This window comes from Rubricella aquisinus (genome assembly GCF_014199445.1).
GTDB lineage: Bacteria > Pseudomonadota > Alphaproteobacteria > Rhodobacterales > Rhodobacteraceae > Rubricella > Rubricella aquisinus.
This window is the reverse complement of the sequence record NZ_JACIJS010000001.1, coordinates 484,108-499,917: the sequence shown is the minus strand read 5'-3', so window position 1 is coordinate 499,917 and position 15,810 is coordinate 484,108. Positions and strand designations below refer to the sequence as shown.

Below are 15,810 nucleotides of genomic sequence, written 5' to 3'. Positions count from 1 at the left end.
TGTCAACGTAATGTCACGACGGCAATACCAAAAACCCAACCAGGAGGTTTAAATGCTTCGCTTCGCTCTTCCCCTCGCCGCAGGCCTGTCGCTTGCCGTGTCGGCCCATGCTCAAAGCTGGGACATGCCCACCCCATACGGGGACAGCACGTTCCATACCCAAAACATCGCGCAATTCGCAGCCGATGTGTCCGCCGCAACCGATGGCGGCATGACCATCACCGTGCATTCCGCCGGATCGCTGTTCCCGCATTCCGAGATCAAGAATGCCGTGCGCTCCCGTCAGGTTCAGATTGGCGAGTTTTTCCTGTCGCGCCTGTCGAACGAAGATCTTGCCTACGGCATGGACAGCCAGCCGTTCCTCGCCACGTCTTATGATGAGGCGGAGCGTCTGTGGGCCGCGCAAAAGCCTGTTGTGTCCGCCTTGCTTGAAGAGCAGGGGCTAATGCCGCTCTTCTCCGTGCCGTGGCCCGCGCAGGGTCTTTATACCAATGGGGAGATCGCCACGGTTGATGACCTCTCCGGTCTGCGGTTCCGTGCCTATAACGCGGCTCTTGAGGAATTCGCGACCCTTGCCGGTGCTGCACCGGTGCAGGTCGAAGCCTCCAACATCCCGCAAGCTTTCTCCACCGGTCAGGTGGCCGCGATGATCACTTCGCCGTCCACGGGCGTGAACTCCAAGGCGTGGGATTTCGTCACCCATTACACCCCGATCAACGCATGGGTGCCCAAGAACATCGTCGTCGTGAACAAGCGCGAATTCGACCGTTTGAGCGATGATGTGCAGTCCGCGATCCTCAACGCCGCCGAAGTGGCAGAGCAGCGCGGCTGGGACATGTCCAAGGCAGAAGCATCCCAGCAGACCGCAGCCCTTGCTGAGAATGGCATCGTGGTCTATGAGCCAAGCGCAGAGCTGGTGTCCGGCCTTCAGGCCATCGGCGCCACCATGCTGGAGAACTGGAACGCAAGCGCGAGCGATGACGCGAAAGCGATCCTGTCCACCTACTCCAACTAATTGACGACAGAGCCCGGCGCCGCCATTCCAATTGGCGCGCCGGGTTTCTCTTGTCGTTTTCAGGGGGAAATGGCGATGCGCCGATTTCTTGATCGACTCTACGCGGTGTCGGGTGCGCTGGCTGCACTCTCCATCGTGGGGATCTGCCTTATCGTGACAGCGCAGGTTCTGTTCAATCTCGTGGCGCGGATCATGGGGCCGGGTTGGTCCTATACGATCCCGTCCTATGCCGATTTCGCCGGGTTCATGCTGGCCGCGGCCACGTTCCTTGCGCTGGCCTATACGTTGCGCCATGGCGCGCATATCCGGGTGACGCTGGTATCGCAGACCCTGCCCAAGGCTGGGCAATTCGTGGCCGAGCTTATCTGCTTCGTGCTGGGTCTCATCATCACCGGCTATGCGTTTTATTATTTCGTGCTGCTGGTCTGGGAAAGCTGGCATTTCGGGGACAAATCGCCGGGCATCATCGCGGTTCCGCTGTGGATTCCGCAAACGGCGGCGGCCGTGGGGCTTGGCATTCTTGTCATCGCGTTGATCGACAGCATCGTCGAGAGCCTGCGCGCCAAGGCACCGATCCTTGGTGCTGGTGAGGAGGTTTGAGCGATGTCTGATCCAATGATTGCGGTCGTCCTCTTTGCCGTCATGCTGGTCCTTTTGGCGCTGGGCGTTTGGGTCGCGATGGCGCTGATGCTGGTGGCGCTGGTCGCGATGGTGGCCTTCACCAATGCGCCGGCGGGGCTGGTGCTGGCGACAACGCTTTGGGGCCACAGCCATTCCTGGGCCTTGGCGGCGTTGCCATTGTTCATTCTGATGGGCGAAATCCTCCTCAGATCGCGGCTGGCGGAGGATATGTTTTCCGGGCTTGGTCCATGGCTGGCAAAGGCACCGGGGCGGCTGTTGCATGTCAACGTGTTGGGATGCGCGATCTTTGCCGCTGTGTCCGGCTCGTCTGCGGCGACGGCGGCCACGATCGGGCGGATGTCCGTGCCAGAACTCACCGACCGGGGATATCCCGAACGGTTGATCATCGGCACGCTCGCGGGCTCCGCCACGCTTGGACTGCTTATTCCGCCGTCGATCATCCTGATCGTCTATGGTGTCGCGACGGAGCAATCCATCGCGCGGCTGTTCATGGCGGGCGTGCTGCCGGGCCTGATGCTGGTGCTGTTGTTCTCCGGCTATGTCGCGGTCCGCGCGTGGATGAACCCGGAATTGATCCCGATGGAGGAGATCAAGTCTTCCTTCAAGGACAAGGTGAAAGGCTCCCGCCGGTTGATCCCGGTGGCGTTGCTGATCATTGGCGTGATCGGGTCGATCTATACCGGGATCGCTTCGCCCACGGACGCGGCGGCGCTGGGCGTGGTTCTATCGATCATCCTTGCGGTGTCCACCGGATCATTCAGCTTTGCCGATTTCAAGGACGCGCTGATGTCCGCGACACGTACGTCCTGCATGATCGCGTTCATCCTTGTGGGGGCCGCGTTCCTGTCCATCTCCATGGGGTTCACGGGCATTCCGCGCAACCTTGCGGCATGGATCGGCGGGATGGAGTTGTCGCCCTATGCGCTGCTCGCCGCGCTCACGGTGTTTTTCGTGGTGCTGGGCTGTTTCCTTGACGGTATTTCGGTTGTGGTTCTGACGACCTCTATCGTGATGCCGATGGTCAGCGCGGTGGGCATTGATCCGCTGTGGTTCGGCATCTACCTCGTCATCGTGGTGGAGATGAGCCAGATCACGCCGCCGGTTGGGTTCAACCTCTTTGTGATACAGGGGCTGACCGGGATCAACATCCTGCGCGTGGCGCGGGCAGCATTGCCGTTCTTCCTCTTGCTCGTGCTGGGTGTGGTGTTGATCACCATTTTCCCGGAGATCGTCACGGCGCTGCCCAACGCGATGGGCAACTGACCCATTCGCCCGGCTGTGATGGCCGGGCGTCTACAGGCTGGCGGCGGCGCGGCTGGCCTGATCATACTGCCCCGAAAGGCTGCGCAGATTGGTCGCGATTTCGCGCAACTCATCCCCCGACAGATCCATACGCGACAACCCATCCAACAGGCATTGCCCGCGCACCTTACGATACTGATCGCACAGCGCCTCCCCGGTTGTGGAGGTGCGGTAGAACACTTCCTTGCCCCGCTTTTCAGACGCAAGCAGTTCCAGCTTCATCAGTTTGCGCAGGGCATAATTCACCGTGTGGGTGTCCTCGATGTTCAACAGAAAGCAGATATCAGTCAGCCGTTTGTCCCGCCCGCGATGGTTCACGTTATGCAGCACGAGGATTTCCAGCGGGCTGAGTTCCGCCCCACCAGCGGCCGCCATGCACCGGGTCATCCAGCGGCTGAAAGCGTTATAGGCGATGATCAGCCCATATTCGAATTCGGACGCTTCCCAGCCATCTCCTTCAGCAAGGTGGCGGGAGGAGACGATACGGCGGCGGGTCGGGTCGGACATCTGATTTACCTCAACATAACGCGAATGTTTTTCCAACGTTACGCGGAACAGATCAGGTGAGCAAGCGCCTCAAAACCGCGTTCAAAACTGGCCGACCGGCCTCCGTCACCGCGATTTTGTCACCCGTTTGATCGAGCAATCGGGCGTCCACCAGCTCCGCAATCGCCGCCGTGGGCAGGGTGGCACCCGACAGGGCAGAGTATCGACGCAGCGATGCCCCTTCCCGTAATCGCAGCGCCATCAGCAGGTATTCCGTCCCCTGATCGGCGGGGTCCAGCGCATCCTCAACCGTGACGCCATGGCCGAGTTTCGCCACACGTTCGAGCCACGCTTGCGGTGCTTTCGCGGTATCGGTGGCGATCCGCTGGCCATTGCGCGTGATCCGCCCGTGCGCGCCCGGCCCGATCCCGGCATATTCGCCATAGCGCCAATAAACGAGGTTATGGCGGCTTTCCGCGCCGGGCCGCGCGTGATTGGACACCTCATAGGCGGGCATCCCGGCATCGGTGCAAATCTGTTGGGTCAGATCATACATATCCGCTGCCCGGTCATCCGGGGGCAGATCGCGCAATTTGCCCCGTTCGGCCAGATCGCCAAATCGGGTGCCCGGCTCGATGGTCAATTGGTAGAGCGACAGGTGATCCACCGCCATATCGAGCGCCTGTTGCAGCTCCTCTCGCCATGCGTCCAGCGTTTGCCCCTGCCGCACATAGATCAGATCGAAACTCACCCGGTCGAACGCGTTGCGCGCGATGTCAAATGCCGCCTGCGCCTCCGCAACCGAGTGCATCCGGCCAAGGCGGCGCAGATCCGCATCGTTCAACGCCTGAACGCCCATCGAAATACGGTTCACGCCCGCGTCGCGAAACGCACGGAATTTCCCGGCCTCAACGCTGGTCGGGTTCGCTTCAAGCGACACTTCGGCCCCGTCCGCCATCGGCCACGCGGCGCGGATCGCCTCCAGCACCGAATGCACCGTCTCAGGCTCCATCAGGCTTGGCGTTCCGCCACCGAAAAACACGGTATCAACCCGGCGATCCGGGGTTTGTGCGGCGGTCCATGCGATTTCGCGGGCATAGGCATCGCGCCACGCGGCATGGTCCACCGATTGCGTCACATGGCTGTTGAAGTCGCAATACGGGCATTTGGCAAGGCAATAGGGCCAATGGACATAAACGCCAAAGCCCCCTTCAACCTCAGCCACCAAAGCACCCTTTCACGAGTTTCGCGAACGCGTCGGAGCGGTGGGAAAGGGGTTCTTTCTCGGCATAGGGCATTTCGCCAAAGGTCTGCGTTTGCCCGTCGCGCAGGAACATCGGGTCATAGCCAAATCCCTGATCCCCGCGTGGCGGCCAGACGACGCGACCGGGCGCTTCGCCCCTGAACACTTCATCCGTGCCATCGGGCCACGCAAGGCAAAGCGTGCAGACAAAGCGCGCAGTGCGCGGCTCTGGTGCGTTTGCGGCTTCAAGCTCATTCCAGGTGCGGGTCATCGCCTGCATGAAGTCGCGGCCATTCGGGGTTTCCGCCCAGTCAGCGGTATAGACGCCGGGCGCACCGCCCAGCCCATCAACCTCGATCCCGGAATCGTCGGACAGGGCAGGAAGGCCGGTGGATTTCGCCGCGAAATGCGCCTTGATCCGGGCGTTCCCGGCGAAGGTGTCCTCGGTTTCCTCCGGCTCCTCCAATCCGTGATCGGCGGCGGAGGTGACGGTGATGCCAAACGGCTCCAACAGCGCGGAAATCTCCCGCAGTTTGCCCGCGTTATGGGACGCGAGCACCAATTCGCTGCCGTCGAACCGCCGGGTCATGCCACGGCGGCTTTCTGCGCTGCAACGAGTTCAGCGACGCCCTTTTCCGCCAGATCGAACAGTTTGTTCATCTCATCGCGGGAGAAGGTCGCGCCCTCAGCAGAGCCTTGCACCTCGATCAGGCCCGCGCCGTCGGTCATCACGAAATTGGCGTCGGTGCCCGCTTGGCTGTCCTCGGCATAGTCGAGGTCAAGCACGGGCACGCCGCCCCAGATGCCGCAAGACACGGCAGCGACATGGCTTGTGATCGGATCGTTCTTGATCACACCGGCGGCGAGCAGTTTGTTGACGGCGAGCCGCATCGCGATCCAGCCCCCGGTGATCGCCGCGCAGCGCGTGCCGCCATCGGCCTGAATCACGTCGCAATCCACGGTGATCTGTCGCTCACCCAACGCGACACGATCCACGCCCGCGCGCAGGCTGCGGCCGATCAGACGCTGGATTTCCTGCGTGCGGCCAGATTGCTTTCCGGCGGTTGCTTCGCGGCGGTTGCGGGTGGTGGTGGCGCGCGGCAGCATCCCGTATTCCGCCGTCACCCAGCCCAGCCCGGATTTGCGCATGAAGGGCGGCACGTTTTCCTCGACACTGGCGGCGCACAGAACATGCGTGTTGCCACAACGGATCATGACCGACCCTTCGGCGTGCATAGTGACATTGGTGTCGATCTGGATCGTACGGAGCGCGTCGGTCGCGCGGCCGGATGGGCGCATGGTCTCTCTCCTTTGACTGGTTGCGTCCTCCTACCGTGGCGGGGCGCGGGCGTCTAGCGTCGTGGGTGAACCGTTCTTGGACCGGAATCAAGGCGAAGCCGCCGGTCCAGCGGCCGCCCGCCCCCAGGCGGCCGCTTTGCAACGTTTTGCACAAGCACGCGGGTCGGTCGGGGTTGCGCCATAAACTAAAAAAGCGGCGCTGTTATCGGCGGCCGTCTCGGGCGACCGCTGGACCTGCTTGTGTTTCGCCCCAACCCCGGAATTGACCCCGGCCCCTGCAAAACTTACATCAGTAGCCATGGCAGACAGCCCAAAACCACCATTGGACATGAACGACCGTGCGCGCGCCGTGTTTCGCACGCTGGTGGAGACGTATCTGGAGACCGGAGAGCCGGTTGGCTCCCGTACCCTGTCGCGCACCCTCACCGAAGGGGTTTCCGCCGCGACGATCCGCAATGTGATGCAGGATCTGGAGCATCTTGGGCTTCTTGGCTCTCCGCATGTCAGTGCGGGCCGGATCCCTACCCAAATGGGCCTGCGCCTGTTCGTCGATGGGTTCATGGAGGCCAAGGATATCAACGGCATCGACCGGTCCGAGATTGAGCGCAACCTCAGCGCCACCGATCAGGATATGGGCGATGTGCTGGACCGGGCAGGGTCGGTCCTGTCCGGGCTGACACAGGGCGCGTCCCTGATCCTGTCACCCAATATCGAAGCGCCCATCAAACATATCGAGTTTGTCTCCCTCAGCCCGGATCGCGCACTTGTGGTGCTGGTCACAGCGGATGGCCATGTGGAGAACCGGCTTTTCACCCCGCCTGCGGGCCTCACACCATCCGCGATGCGGGAGGCCGCGAATTTCCTCAACGCCATTCTTGAGGGCCACACGATCAGTGAGGCGCGCAGCATCGTCACCCGCCAGATTGACGCGCGCCGACAGGAGCTTGACGCGCTGGCCGCCCGGCTGATCGAGGATGGCGTCGCCCTTTGGGCGGATCAGAGCCAAGACCCGGATCGCCTGATCGTGCGCGGCACGTCCCACCTCCTTGACAGCACGCAGGCGGAAGAGGACATCGCGCGCATCCGGCAACTGTTTGATGACCTTGAACGCAAACGCGACCTTGCACATCTTCTCGATCTGACAGAAACGGGCGACGGAGTGCGGGTGTTCATCGGGTCAGAGAACAAGCTCTTTTCGTTATCGGGTTCCTCTCTGGTGGTTTCCCCTTATATGAACGCGGACCGCAAGATTATCGGGGCCATCGGTGTGATTGGCCCCACACGACTAAATTATGGACGGATCGTGCCGATCGTGGACTATACGGCCCAACTGGTTGGCCGATTGCTCACCGAACGGCACTGACGCAACGAGGATGAACATGGCAGTGAATAAGGATGAAGAGGCACCGTTCCTCGACGACATCGACGAGATCGAGGAGGAGCTTGAGATCGAAGATGAGGCGGATGACGGCGAATTGTCCTTTGACGATCCAAAGGCGGGCGTTGACCCTGCCGATGACATGGATGCGGTGATCGAAGAACGTGATGCGCTCAAGGATCGGCTGCTGCGCGCGTTTGCCGATCTGGAGAACACCCGCAAACGGGCCGAGCGGGACCGCCGGGATGCGGAAAATTACGGCGGCACCAAGCTCGCCCGTGATCTGCTGCCGGTCTATGACAACCTTGCGCGCGCGCTTGCTGCACTCACCGATGAACAGCGGGAGGCCGCAGGGCCAGTGATCGAAGGGATCGAGTTGACGCAGAAAGAACTGCTCAGCGCGTTTGCCAAGCACAAGATCGCCCGTGTTTCCCCCGAAGTGGGCGAAAAATTCGATCCCAAGATGCATCAGGCAATGTTCGAGGCACCCCTGCCAGGGGCCGAGCCGGGCACCGTCATTCAGGTGATGACAGACGGGTTCACCATCGCGGATCGCCTGATCCGCCCCGCGCAAGTGGGAGTTGCCTCGAAAGGGTAGGCGTCATGAAAATAACGGATGAGGCGGCGCTGCGTGCGCTTTACGGCGAGAAGCTCGGTCGTGCGGTGCGCAAGGAGCAAACGACGCTCGACAGCCATTGCCGGGCGTTCATCGCCGCCTCTCCGTTCATGATGATGAGCACTTTCGGGCCACAGGGGATCGACGTCACACCGCGCGGCGATCATCCGGGTTTTGTCGAGGTTGAAGATGAGGCGACCCTCCTGATCCCCGACCGCCCCGGCAACAAACGGCTCGATAGCCTGACGAACCTTCTCGAAAATCCACAAATCGGCCTGATCTTCATGATCCCGACGGTGCGGGAAACGTTCCGAGTGCGGGGCACGGCAGAGATCATCGTGGATGACGCGCTGAACGCCCGCATGGGGATCAAGGGGCGCCCGGCGCTTGCCGTGATCCGGGTCACGGTTTCCGTCGCCTACATCCATTGCGCCAAGGCGCTGATGCGCTCCCGCCTCTGGGAGCCGGATGCGTGGCCCGACGCGCGCCCATTGCCAACCATGTCAGAAATCATGCGCGATCATGCGCAAGACCATGATAAACCGGTGGAGCCGGAAGAGGAGATGCTCGCCCGGTATCGCAAAGCGCTCTACTAGAAAGGCCCGCCATGTCTGACAAGCCGCAAGGGGTTCTGGCCCTGCAAACCATCGCCATGCCCGCTGATACCAACGCGAATGGCGATATCTTCGGCGGCTGGCTGATGGCGCAGATGGACCTTGGCTCCTCCGTTCTGGCGCGCACACGGGCGCGGGGGCGGGTGGCCACTGTCGCGGTGGAGGCGATGACCTTCTACAAACCCGTCCATGTCGGGGATGTCGTGTCCATCCACGCCGAAATGCTCAAGGAGGGCCGAACCTCGATGCAAATCGAAGTGGAAGTTTGGGTCACGCGCCAGCCAACGGGCGAGCTTCTTAAGATGACAGAAGCCACCTTTACCTTCGTCGCGGTGGATGAGCAGGGCAACAAACGAGTGCTGCCATGAGGCTGCTTCTGGCGGGTCTTTTGATCATGACCAGCATCGCGCGGGCGGAGCCTGTGCCGCAGCTTCCGGTGCTGGTCGATATCTATGGCGTGAGTGAAGGCTCTTATCTCAACATCCGATCAGAACCCCGCCTTGATGCGCCCGTGATCGGGACGTTCCAGCCCGACGATACTGGCATCGAAATCGTCGGATGGGAGCCGACTGCGCGCTGGCTGCAAGTCAATGTGGGGGAGCGGTCAGGCTGGGTATGGCGCAACTATGTCGGATTGAGCGAGACGACCGAACCGCGCCTGCGCTGTTTCGGGACAGAACCGTTCTGGTCCCAGACCGTGACTGAGGATGGCGTGCGCTGGTCCACACCAGCCGAAACCGCCGACGGTCGGTTGATCATCGCGAACTATCCCACCGAACCGGACCCGAGGGGCCTGCCCCGCGCGTTTTATGGGGAGTACCTGGGCAGCGGCAGAGTGATACGCGTGCTGATCCAACACGGACAATGCTCCGACGGGATGTCCGATCAAAGCTTTGCGCTGAGTGCGACGATGACAGTGACCCAATATGGGCAGCAGGGCGCGCCGCAATCCGGGTGCTGTTCCATCGCGCCATAGGAACTGAATCACGCCGGGCACGGTTAACCAGCCATGACCATGACAACGGCATATCCCAAAGTCTCTGAAGTGATTGCAGAGACGCGCAGCGCGACCACTGATGGGCGTGTGAGCATCGGTGTGCTGATGGAGCGTCTCGGGCCAGCCTCCACGGCGGCGTCATTGCTGGTCCCTGCCATGATCGTCGTGACACCCCTGAGCGGCGTGCCGCTCCTGTCCTCATTCTGCGGTTTGATGATCGCGATGATCGCGTTGCAAATGGTTGCGGGGCGTCGGCATGTCTGGTTGCCGGATTGGATCATGCGGCGCAGCGTCGATGGCGCGCGGCTTGATGGGTTTCTGCGGCGGCTGGAAACGCCCGCCGGATTCATCGACCGCCGGACACGGCGACGCCTGTTGTGGATGGTCCGCCCGCCTGGCGCGCTGTTGATCAAGACGGCAGCGATGATGTGCGGGCTGGCGATGCCCTTCCTTGAAGTGTTCCCGATGACCTCATCGCTTTTGGCGGTAGCGGTGTGTTTCTTTGCGATTGCACTTTTGGCGCGGGACGGGGTGCTTGCGCTGATCGGTCTTGCGTTTATCGGGGGGACCGGCTGGGCTGGGTTTTTCCTTGTCAGCACCGCCGTGACGACCGCCGCTACGTTACAACCCGGAGTGTGAGGTTGATCCGTCCGCCATCGGGCAACAGGGGGGAGGAGCCGAATTTGATCCGGTCAATCCCGTGATAAGCCAGGCGCGTCGCGCCCCCCATCACCAGCACATCGCCGGATTTCAGCGCAATGGATTGGGTTTTCCCGCCCCGCTCCGTCCCGCCGATGCGGAAGGTCGCGGTATCGCCAAGGCTGATCGACACGACGGGATGCGCGAAATTGGCCTCGTCCTTGTCCTGATGCAGGCCCATCTTGGCGCCTTCGCAATAGTAATTCACAAGGCAGCATTCCGGGGGCGGGGCGGCATCTGCAACCGCGTCCCAGACGGCAAGGATGGAGCCGGGGATTGCAGGCCACGCGCTGCCGCTCGGATGGGTCGGGATATAGCGGTAGCCCTTCCGGTCGCTCCACCAGCCAAACCGCCCGGCGGAGGTCATCCTGACCCGCATCGGCTTGCCCCATGGGGTCAGCGGCGAAAAGAAGGGTGCTGCGCGGGCGATCCCGCGCACATCCTCCACCATGGCCATTTGCGCATCGCGGGACAACGCACCCGGATAGACAACCGCCCCGCCAACCTGAACCTTCTGTGTAATTTCCATTTCAGACCCCATATGCTCTTTCAGACCCCGAAAGGAGCCTTCCATGACGATAGAGACGCCCACCAAAAATCAAGAGCTTCTTCAGGAGTTCACCGCAGCGCAGCGTGAAGCCGCGTTCAAATCCCTGTCGCCCGATATGATCGCTCATTTGCGAGAGATCGGCACCGTGACGCGCGAAGCCTCCGGAACATGGCTCTATGAGGCAGGGATGGGGGCCTATGACTTCTACGTCGTCGTGTCGGGCATGGTGCATATCATAGATCAGGGCGATCAGGGTGACGGGATCATCGGTAGGGTCGGCTCAAATGCCTTTATCGGGGAGCTTGGGCTACTGATGGGGCAGGCTCCGTTCCTGAGCGCCAAGGTGGTTGAGGATGCGGAGCTGATCCGGCTGACGGGCGACGAAATGCGCGCCGTGATCAATTCCGTGCCGGAAATCGGGGATGTGATCGTCGCCGCTTTTGCTGCGCGGCGGGAATTGCTGATGAAATCGGCGACTGCGAACCTGACCATCATGGGCCCGGAAGGGGAGCCAAGCGTGGTGCGCGCGCTCGAATATGTCAGCCGAAACCGCATCCCGCACCGATGGCTTGATACCCGGCAGGCGGAAGGAGCCGCGCTGGCCGACCGCCTGTCGCTCGATCCTGCGCAGATGAATGTGGTTCTGCGTGGCGATCAGGTGGTCAAGCGGCCCGATAATCCCGGTATCGCCTATGCGCTTGGCATCCCCTTGGATGTGGCGGATGGCACAAGTGTTGATCTGACGGTGATCGGAGCGGGGCCGGGCGGGATCGCGGCGGCGGTTTATGGCGCGTCAGAGGGGCTGAATACGCTCGTGATCGAGAATACCGCGATTGGCGGGCAGGTGGGCACGTCCTCCCGGATCGAGAATTACATGGGCTTTCCCACCGGGATCAGCGGCACCGATCTGGCCTATCGCGGGCAAATTCAGGCGATCAAGTTCGGGGCACGCTTTGCCTCCCCGCGCACGGCGCGCAGTGTCGAGCAGACGGAAGACGGCTGGAACATCAAGCTATGCAATGGCAACGACATCTGCACCCGCTCCATCGTGGTGGCCACGGGCGTGCAATACCGCCGGATGCCGCTACCCCGGTTGGAGGAGTTCGAGCGGGCCGGGGTCTATTATGCCGCGACGGAATTAGAGGCCCGGTTCTGCGCCAATACCGAAGCGGTCGTGATCGGTGGCGGCAATTCCGCCGGGCAGGCAGCGATGTATCTGTCGCGCCACGCAAAGCATGTGCATGTCTGCATCCGCCGTGATGGGCTTGCGGCAACCATGTCGGACTACCTTCTGAAGCGGTTGGAAAGCGATCCGCGCATTACTGTGCATACACTGACAGAGGTAACCGCGCTTCATGGGGACAAAATGCTCAGCGGTGTGACCCTGACGCATAAGGAAAACGGCGATACGCATGTGGACACAAAAGCGCTCTTTATCATGATCGGTGCGGCGCCGAATACCGATTGGCTGGGCGACAAATGCAAGCTGGATGACAAGGGCTTCATCCTGACCGGAGAGGCCGCGGGCGGCTCCACCCCCTTCGCCACGTCCTGCTCCGGTATCTACGCGATCGGTGATGTGCGCAGCGGGTCTGTCAAACGGGTGGCAAGTTCGGTCGGGGAAGGATCGGTCGTCGTGTCGGCGGTGCACGGGTATCTGGCGGGGTTGGAGGCTTAGGGCGGCTTGATATTGGGCCATGTAAGATTCCAACCCCAACGTGCCTTGCACCCCCCGTTTGCCAGCCTTATATGCCACCCGAAAGCGTTGTCCGGTTGTCGGATCAGCGCGGGATAAGTGTGCAGGGGCCATAACGGACCTGCGCCGGAACATCGCCAAGGAGACTGAACATGTCGAAAGTTATTGGTATCGACCTCGGAACCACGAACTCCTGCGTCGCCATCATGGATGGCTCGACCGCGCGAGTGATTGAAAACTCCGAAGGGGCCCGCACCACCCCATCCATCGTTGGCTTCACCGAAGATGAGCGCCTCGTCGGCCAATCCGCGAAGCGTCAGGCGGTGACCAACCCTGAGAACACCCTGTTTGCCGTAAAGCGCCTCATTGGCCGCCCCTATAATGACCCGACGGTCGAAAAAGATAAGGGCATGGTCTCCTACAACATCGTTGAGGGTGCCAATGGCGACGCATGGGTCGAGGCGCGCGGTGAGAAATACTCCCCGTCTCAGGTCTCTGCCTTCATTCTGCAAAAAATGAAGGAAACCGCCGAAAGCTATCTGGGCGAGTCTGTCACGCAGGCCGTGATCACGGTTCCTGCCTACTTCAACGATGCCCAGCGTCAGGCGACGAAAGACGCCGGTAAGATCGCGGGCCTTGAAGTGCTGCGCATCATCAACGAGCCGACCGCCGCGGCACTTGCCTATGGTCTGGACAAGGAAGGCACGAAAACCATCGCGGTCTATGACCTTGGCGGTGGGACATTCGATATCTCCATCCTTGAGATCGACGATGGCCTGTTTGAGGTGAAATCCACAAACGGGGACACGTTCCTTGGTGGTGAAGATTTCGACATGCGGATCGTTGAGTACCTCGCCGATGAGTTCAAGAAAGAGAACGGCATCGACCTGCGCAACGACAAACTCGCCCTCCAGCGCCTGAAAGAGGCAGCGGAAAAGGCGAAGATTGAGCTGAGCTCCTCCAGCCAGACGGAGATCAACCAGCCGTTCATCTCCATGAACCCCGACACGCGTCAGCCGGTGCACCTCGTGATGAAGCTGACCCGTGCCAAGCTGGAAAGCATCGTCGGCGATCTGATCCAGCGCTCGCTCAAGCCGTGCGCGGCAGCGCTCAAGGATGCGGGCCTCGCGAAGGGCGACATTGATGAGATCGTGCTCGTCGGCGGGATGACCCGGATGCCGCGCGTTGTGCAGGAAGTCACCAAATTCTTTGGCAAGGAGCCGAACAAGGGCGTGAACCCGGACGAAGTGGTCGCCATGGGTGCCGCGATCCAGGCGGGCGTTTTGCAAGGCGACGTGACGGACGTTGTGCTGCTTGACGTGACCCCGCTGTCCTTGGGCATTGAGACGCTCGGTGGCGTATTCACCCGCCTTATCGACCGCAACACCACGATCCCGACGAAGAAATCGCAGATCTTCTCCACCGCTGAGGACAATCAGACCGCCGTGACGATCCGCGTGTTCCAGGGTGAGCGTGAGATGGCGACCGATAACAAGATGCTCGGTCAATTTAACCTTGAAAGCATCCCGCCCGCCCCGCGCGGCGTGCCGCAGATCGAGGTGTCTTTTGACATCGACGCGAACGGCATCGTGTCCGTGGGGGCCAAGGACAAGGCGACCAACAAAGAGCAGAAAATCACCATCCAAGCCTCCGGCGGCCTGTCCGACGAGGATATCGAAAAGATGGTGAAAGACGCCGAGGAGAACGCGGAGGCCGATAAGGAACGCCGCGAAATGGTCGAGGCGAAGAACCAAGGCGAAAGCCTCGTCCACTCCACCGAGAAGTCGCTGGAAGAGCACAAGGATCTTGTGTCCTCCTCCACCGTGGAAGTGATCGAAATGTCCATCAAGAACCTCAAAGAGGCGCTTGAAGGCGACGACACCGACGCGATCAAGACCCGGACAAAAGACCTGACCGAGGCCGCGATGAAACTTGGCGAAGCGATCTACAAGGCGCAGGCTGAGTCCGAAGGGGCCGAGGATGAGCCGCAGGCCGCGGATGAGGCGATGAAAGACGGCAATGACGACGATGTCGTCGATGCCGATTTCGAGGAAGTGGACGACGACAAGAAGGCGTCCTGATCCTGACCGGAACCAGCAGCAGGCGGGGCAGGATTGCCCCGCCTGTTTTGCATTGCCTCCTAAAGGTCTGCCCATGATCGCAATCACGGCTCAAGCCTTCCCCCCTGCATCGGGTGGCATCCAAAACCTGATGGCCGGTCTGGCGGAACATATCGCCAAGGCCGGGCATGACACGCTCGTCTTTGCCGATGGAAAGCCGGATGCGCAGGACGCGCGGCTGCCCTACAAAATCCGCCGCTTTGCCGGGTTGAAACCCCTGCGCCGGGTGCTGAAAGCCCGCGCAATCAAGGCCACACCGGGGATCACTGCACTCTATGCCGATAGCTGGAAAAGCCTTGAGCGGTTGCCAAATCGCCTGCCCTATCCGGTGATCGTCTATGCCCATGGCAACGAATACCCGGAGGACGGGCGTAAGGCGGCACGCATCCGTGCAGCCCTGTCCAAAGCGACCCATATGATCGTGGTATCCGAGGAAACACGGGGCCGGTCCGCACCCATGGTGCCGAGCGGCCTGCCCGTGACCACGATCCATCCACCGGTTTATCCTCACACCCCAGCGACAGAGACCGACCACGCCCGCATCGCGGAGATGTGGCCCAGCAGTGGCCCCCGGCTTGTCACCCTGTCCCGGTTGATCGACTGGAAAGGGATTGATCAGGCGATCCGCGCCGTGGCGGCGGTGCGGGCGGCGCATCCGGGCCTTCAGATGCTGATCGGTGGAACGGGTGATGACCTTGACCGGTTGCAAGGGATCGTGGCGGAGCATGACCTTGCCGATGTGGTGAAATTTATCGGGCGGATCGAAGGTGGGGCCAAAACGGCGCTGCTGGAAAGTGCCGATATCTTTCTGCAACCCGGCCGGTCGGTGAATGGCCAGCGTGAAGGCTTCGGAATCACTTATCTGGAAGCGGCCCTCGCAGGCCTTCCGACGATCAGCGGCAACGCGGGCGGCGCGCCGGAGGCATTGCGCCATGGGGAGACGGGCTTTGTGGTGGACGGAACCGACCTGTCTGAGGTCACCAACGCGCTGTCCCAACTGCTGACAAATGAGGCCCTGCGCCACCAAATGGGGGCGGCGGGCCGCGCCCATGGGCAGGCCGCCCTTTGGCAAAACCAGATCGGTGACATCCTCAAGCTGGCAGCACCTATGGAATCTTGAGCCGTGCGTGGCTATATCGCGTGCATACCCTTG

Annotated in this window: 17 protein-coding genes; 12 read left to right on the top strand and 5 right to left on the bottom strand. The window is 61.5% G+C overall.

The window, feature by feature from the left end:
- Positions 1 to 52 precede the first annotated feature (52 nt).
- From FHS89_RS02340 to FHS89_RS02330, 3 genes are all read left to right on the top strand, one after another.
- Positions 53 to 1,015, top strand: a complete 963-nt coding sequence (locus tag FHS89_RS02340; protein ID WP_184008061.1) for a TRAP transporter substrate-binding protein — start codon at positions 53 to 55, stop codon at positions 1,013 to 1,015.
- Between the two features lie 75 nt (positions 1,016 to 1,090).
- On the top strand, positions 1,091 to 1,615 hold the full coding sequence (locus FHS89_RS02335; protein WP_184008059.1) for a TRAP transporter small permease: 525 nt from the start codon (positions 1,091 to 1,093) through the stop codon (positions 1,613 to 1,615).
- A 3-nt stretch (positions 1,616 to 1,618) separates the two neighbouring features.
- Positions 1,619 to 2,920, top strand: a complete 1,302-nt coding sequence (locus FHS89_RS02330) for a TRAP transporter large permease (RefSeq protein WP_184008057.1) — start codon at positions 1,619 to 1,621, stop codon at positions 2,918 to 2,920.
- Positions 2,921 to 2,950: 30 nt separating this feature from the next.
- On the opposite strand, the gene FHS89_RS02325 is transcribed toward FHS89_RS02330, so the two are convergent.
- From FHS89_RS02325 to rph, 4 genes are read right to left on the bottom strand one after another with little or no spacing between them, the layout of a single operon-like run.
- Complete coding sequence (locus tag FHS89_RS02325) at positions 2,951 to 3,466, bottom strand: winged helix DNA-binding protein (RefSeq protein WP_184008055.1); 516 nt, start codon at positions 3,464 to 3,466, stop codon at positions 2,951 to 2,953.
- 52 nt (positions 3,467 to 3,518) lie between these two features.
- The gene (gene hemW, locus FHS89_RS02320) at positions 3,519 to 4,670 is read right to left on the bottom strand and encodes a radical SAM family heme chaperone HemW (protein WP_343051316.1); all 1,152 of its coding nucleotides are present in this window, start codon (positions 4,668 to 4,670) and stop codon (positions 3,519 to 3,521) included.
- Complete coding sequence (gene rdgB / locus FHS89_RS02315; protein WP_184008051.1) at positions 4,663 to 5,277, bottom strand: RdgB/HAM1 family non-canonical purine NTP pyrophosphatase; 615 nt, start codon at positions 5,275 to 5,277, stop codon at positions 4,663 to 4,665. Before rdgB ends, hemW begins: the two co-directional genes overlap by 8 nt.
- The gene (gene rph / locus FHS89_RS02310; RefSeq protein ID WP_184008049.1) at positions 5,274 to 5,987 is read right to left on the bottom strand and encodes a ribonuclease PH; all 714 of its coding nucleotides are present in this window, start codon (positions 5,985 to 5,987) and stop codon (positions 5,274 to 5,276) included. Before rph ends, rdgB begins: the two co-directional genes overlap by 4 nt.
- Before the next feature lie 298 nt (positions 5,988 to 6,285).
- Between rph and hrcA the strand changes: the two genes are divergently transcribed.
- Genes hrcA through FHS89_RS02280 form a run of 6 tightly spaced genes read left to right on the top strand, consistent with a single transcriptional unit; the run spans position 6,286 to position 10,231 of the window.
- Positions 6,286 to 7,350: a heat-inducible transcriptional repressor HrcA gene (gene hrcA, locus FHS89_RS02305; protein ID WP_184008047.1), complete on the top strand. Its 1,065-nt coding sequence runs from the start codon at positions 6,286 to 6,288 to the stop codon at positions 7,348 to 7,350.
- Between the two features lie 16 nt (positions 7,351 to 7,366).
- The gene (locus FHS89_RS02300; RefSeq protein ID WP_184008045.1) at positions 7,367 to 7,963 is read left to right on the top strand and encodes a nucleotide exchange factor GrpE; all 597 of its coding nucleotides are present in this window, start codon (positions 7,367 to 7,369) and stop codon (positions 7,961 to 7,963) included.
- A 5-nt stretch (positions 7,964 to 7,968) separates the two neighbouring features.
- Complete coding sequence (locus FHS89_RS02295; protein WP_184008043.1) at positions 7,969 to 8,577, top strand: pyridoxamine 5'-phosphate oxidase family protein; 609 nt, start codon at positions 7,969 to 7,971, stop codon at positions 8,575 to 8,577.
- A gap of 11 nt (positions 8,578 to 8,588) precedes the next feature.
- On the top strand, positions 8,589 to 8,963 hold the full coding sequence (gene yciA / locus FHS89_RS02290; protein WP_184008041.1) for an acyl-CoA thioester hydrolase YciA: 375 nt from the start codon (positions 8,589 to 8,591) through the stop codon (positions 8,961 to 8,963).
- A complete protein-coding gene (locus tag FHS89_RS02285; protein ID WP_184008039.1) occupies positions 8,960 to 9,571 on the top strand; it encodes an SH3 domain-containing protein in 612 nt (203 codons plus the stop codon). The genes yciA and FHS89_RS02285 overlap by 4 nt, the downstream gene beginning before the upstream one ends.
- A 39-nt stretch (positions 9,572 to 9,610) precedes the next feature.
- A complete protein-coding gene (locus tag FHS89_RS02280) occupies positions 9,611 to 10,231 on the top strand; it encodes an exopolysaccharide biosynthesis protein (RefSeq protein WP_184008037.1) in 621 nt (206 codons plus the stop codon).
- Here the strand turns inward: FHS89_RS02280 and FHS89_RS02275 are convergent.
- On the bottom strand, positions 10,209 to 10,820 hold the full coding sequence (locus tag FHS89_RS02275) for an alpha-ketoglutarate-dependent dioxygenase AlkB family protein (RefSeq protein WP_184008035.1): 612 nt from the start codon (positions 10,818 to 10,820) through the stop codon (positions 10,209 to 10,211). The two genes, FHS89_RS02280 and FHS89_RS02275, sit on opposite strands and share 23 nt — an antisense overlap.
- A gap of 43 nt (positions 10,821 to 10,863) precedes the next feature.
- On the opposite strand from FHS89_RS02275, the gene FHS89_RS02270 reads away from it, so the two are divergent.
- The 3 genes from FHS89_RS02270 (at position 10,864) to FHS89_RS02260 (ending at position 15,777) form a co-directional block, all read left to right on the top strand.
- On the top strand, positions 10,864 to 12,519 hold the full coding sequence (locus FHS89_RS02270; RefSeq protein WP_184008032.1) for an FAD-dependent oxidoreductase: 1,656 nt from the start codon (positions 10,864 to 10,866) through the stop codon (positions 12,517 to 12,519).
- A gap of 170 nt (positions 12,520 to 12,689) precedes the next feature.
- Positions 12,690 to 14,618 (top strand): molecular chaperone DnaK, encoded by a 1,929-nt coding sequence (dnaK, locus tag FHS89_RS02265; protein WP_184008030.1) that lies wholly within the window; start codon positions 12,690 to 12,692, stop codon positions 14,616 to 14,618.
- A gap of 73 nt (positions 14,619 to 14,691) precedes the next feature.
- Entirely contained in the window at positions 14,692 to 15,777 is a 1,086-nt protein-coding gene (locus tag FHS89_RS02260) for a glycosyltransferase family 4 protein (RefSeq protein WP_184008028.1), read from the top strand.
- Positions 15,778 to 15,810: the final 33 nt, after the last annotated feature.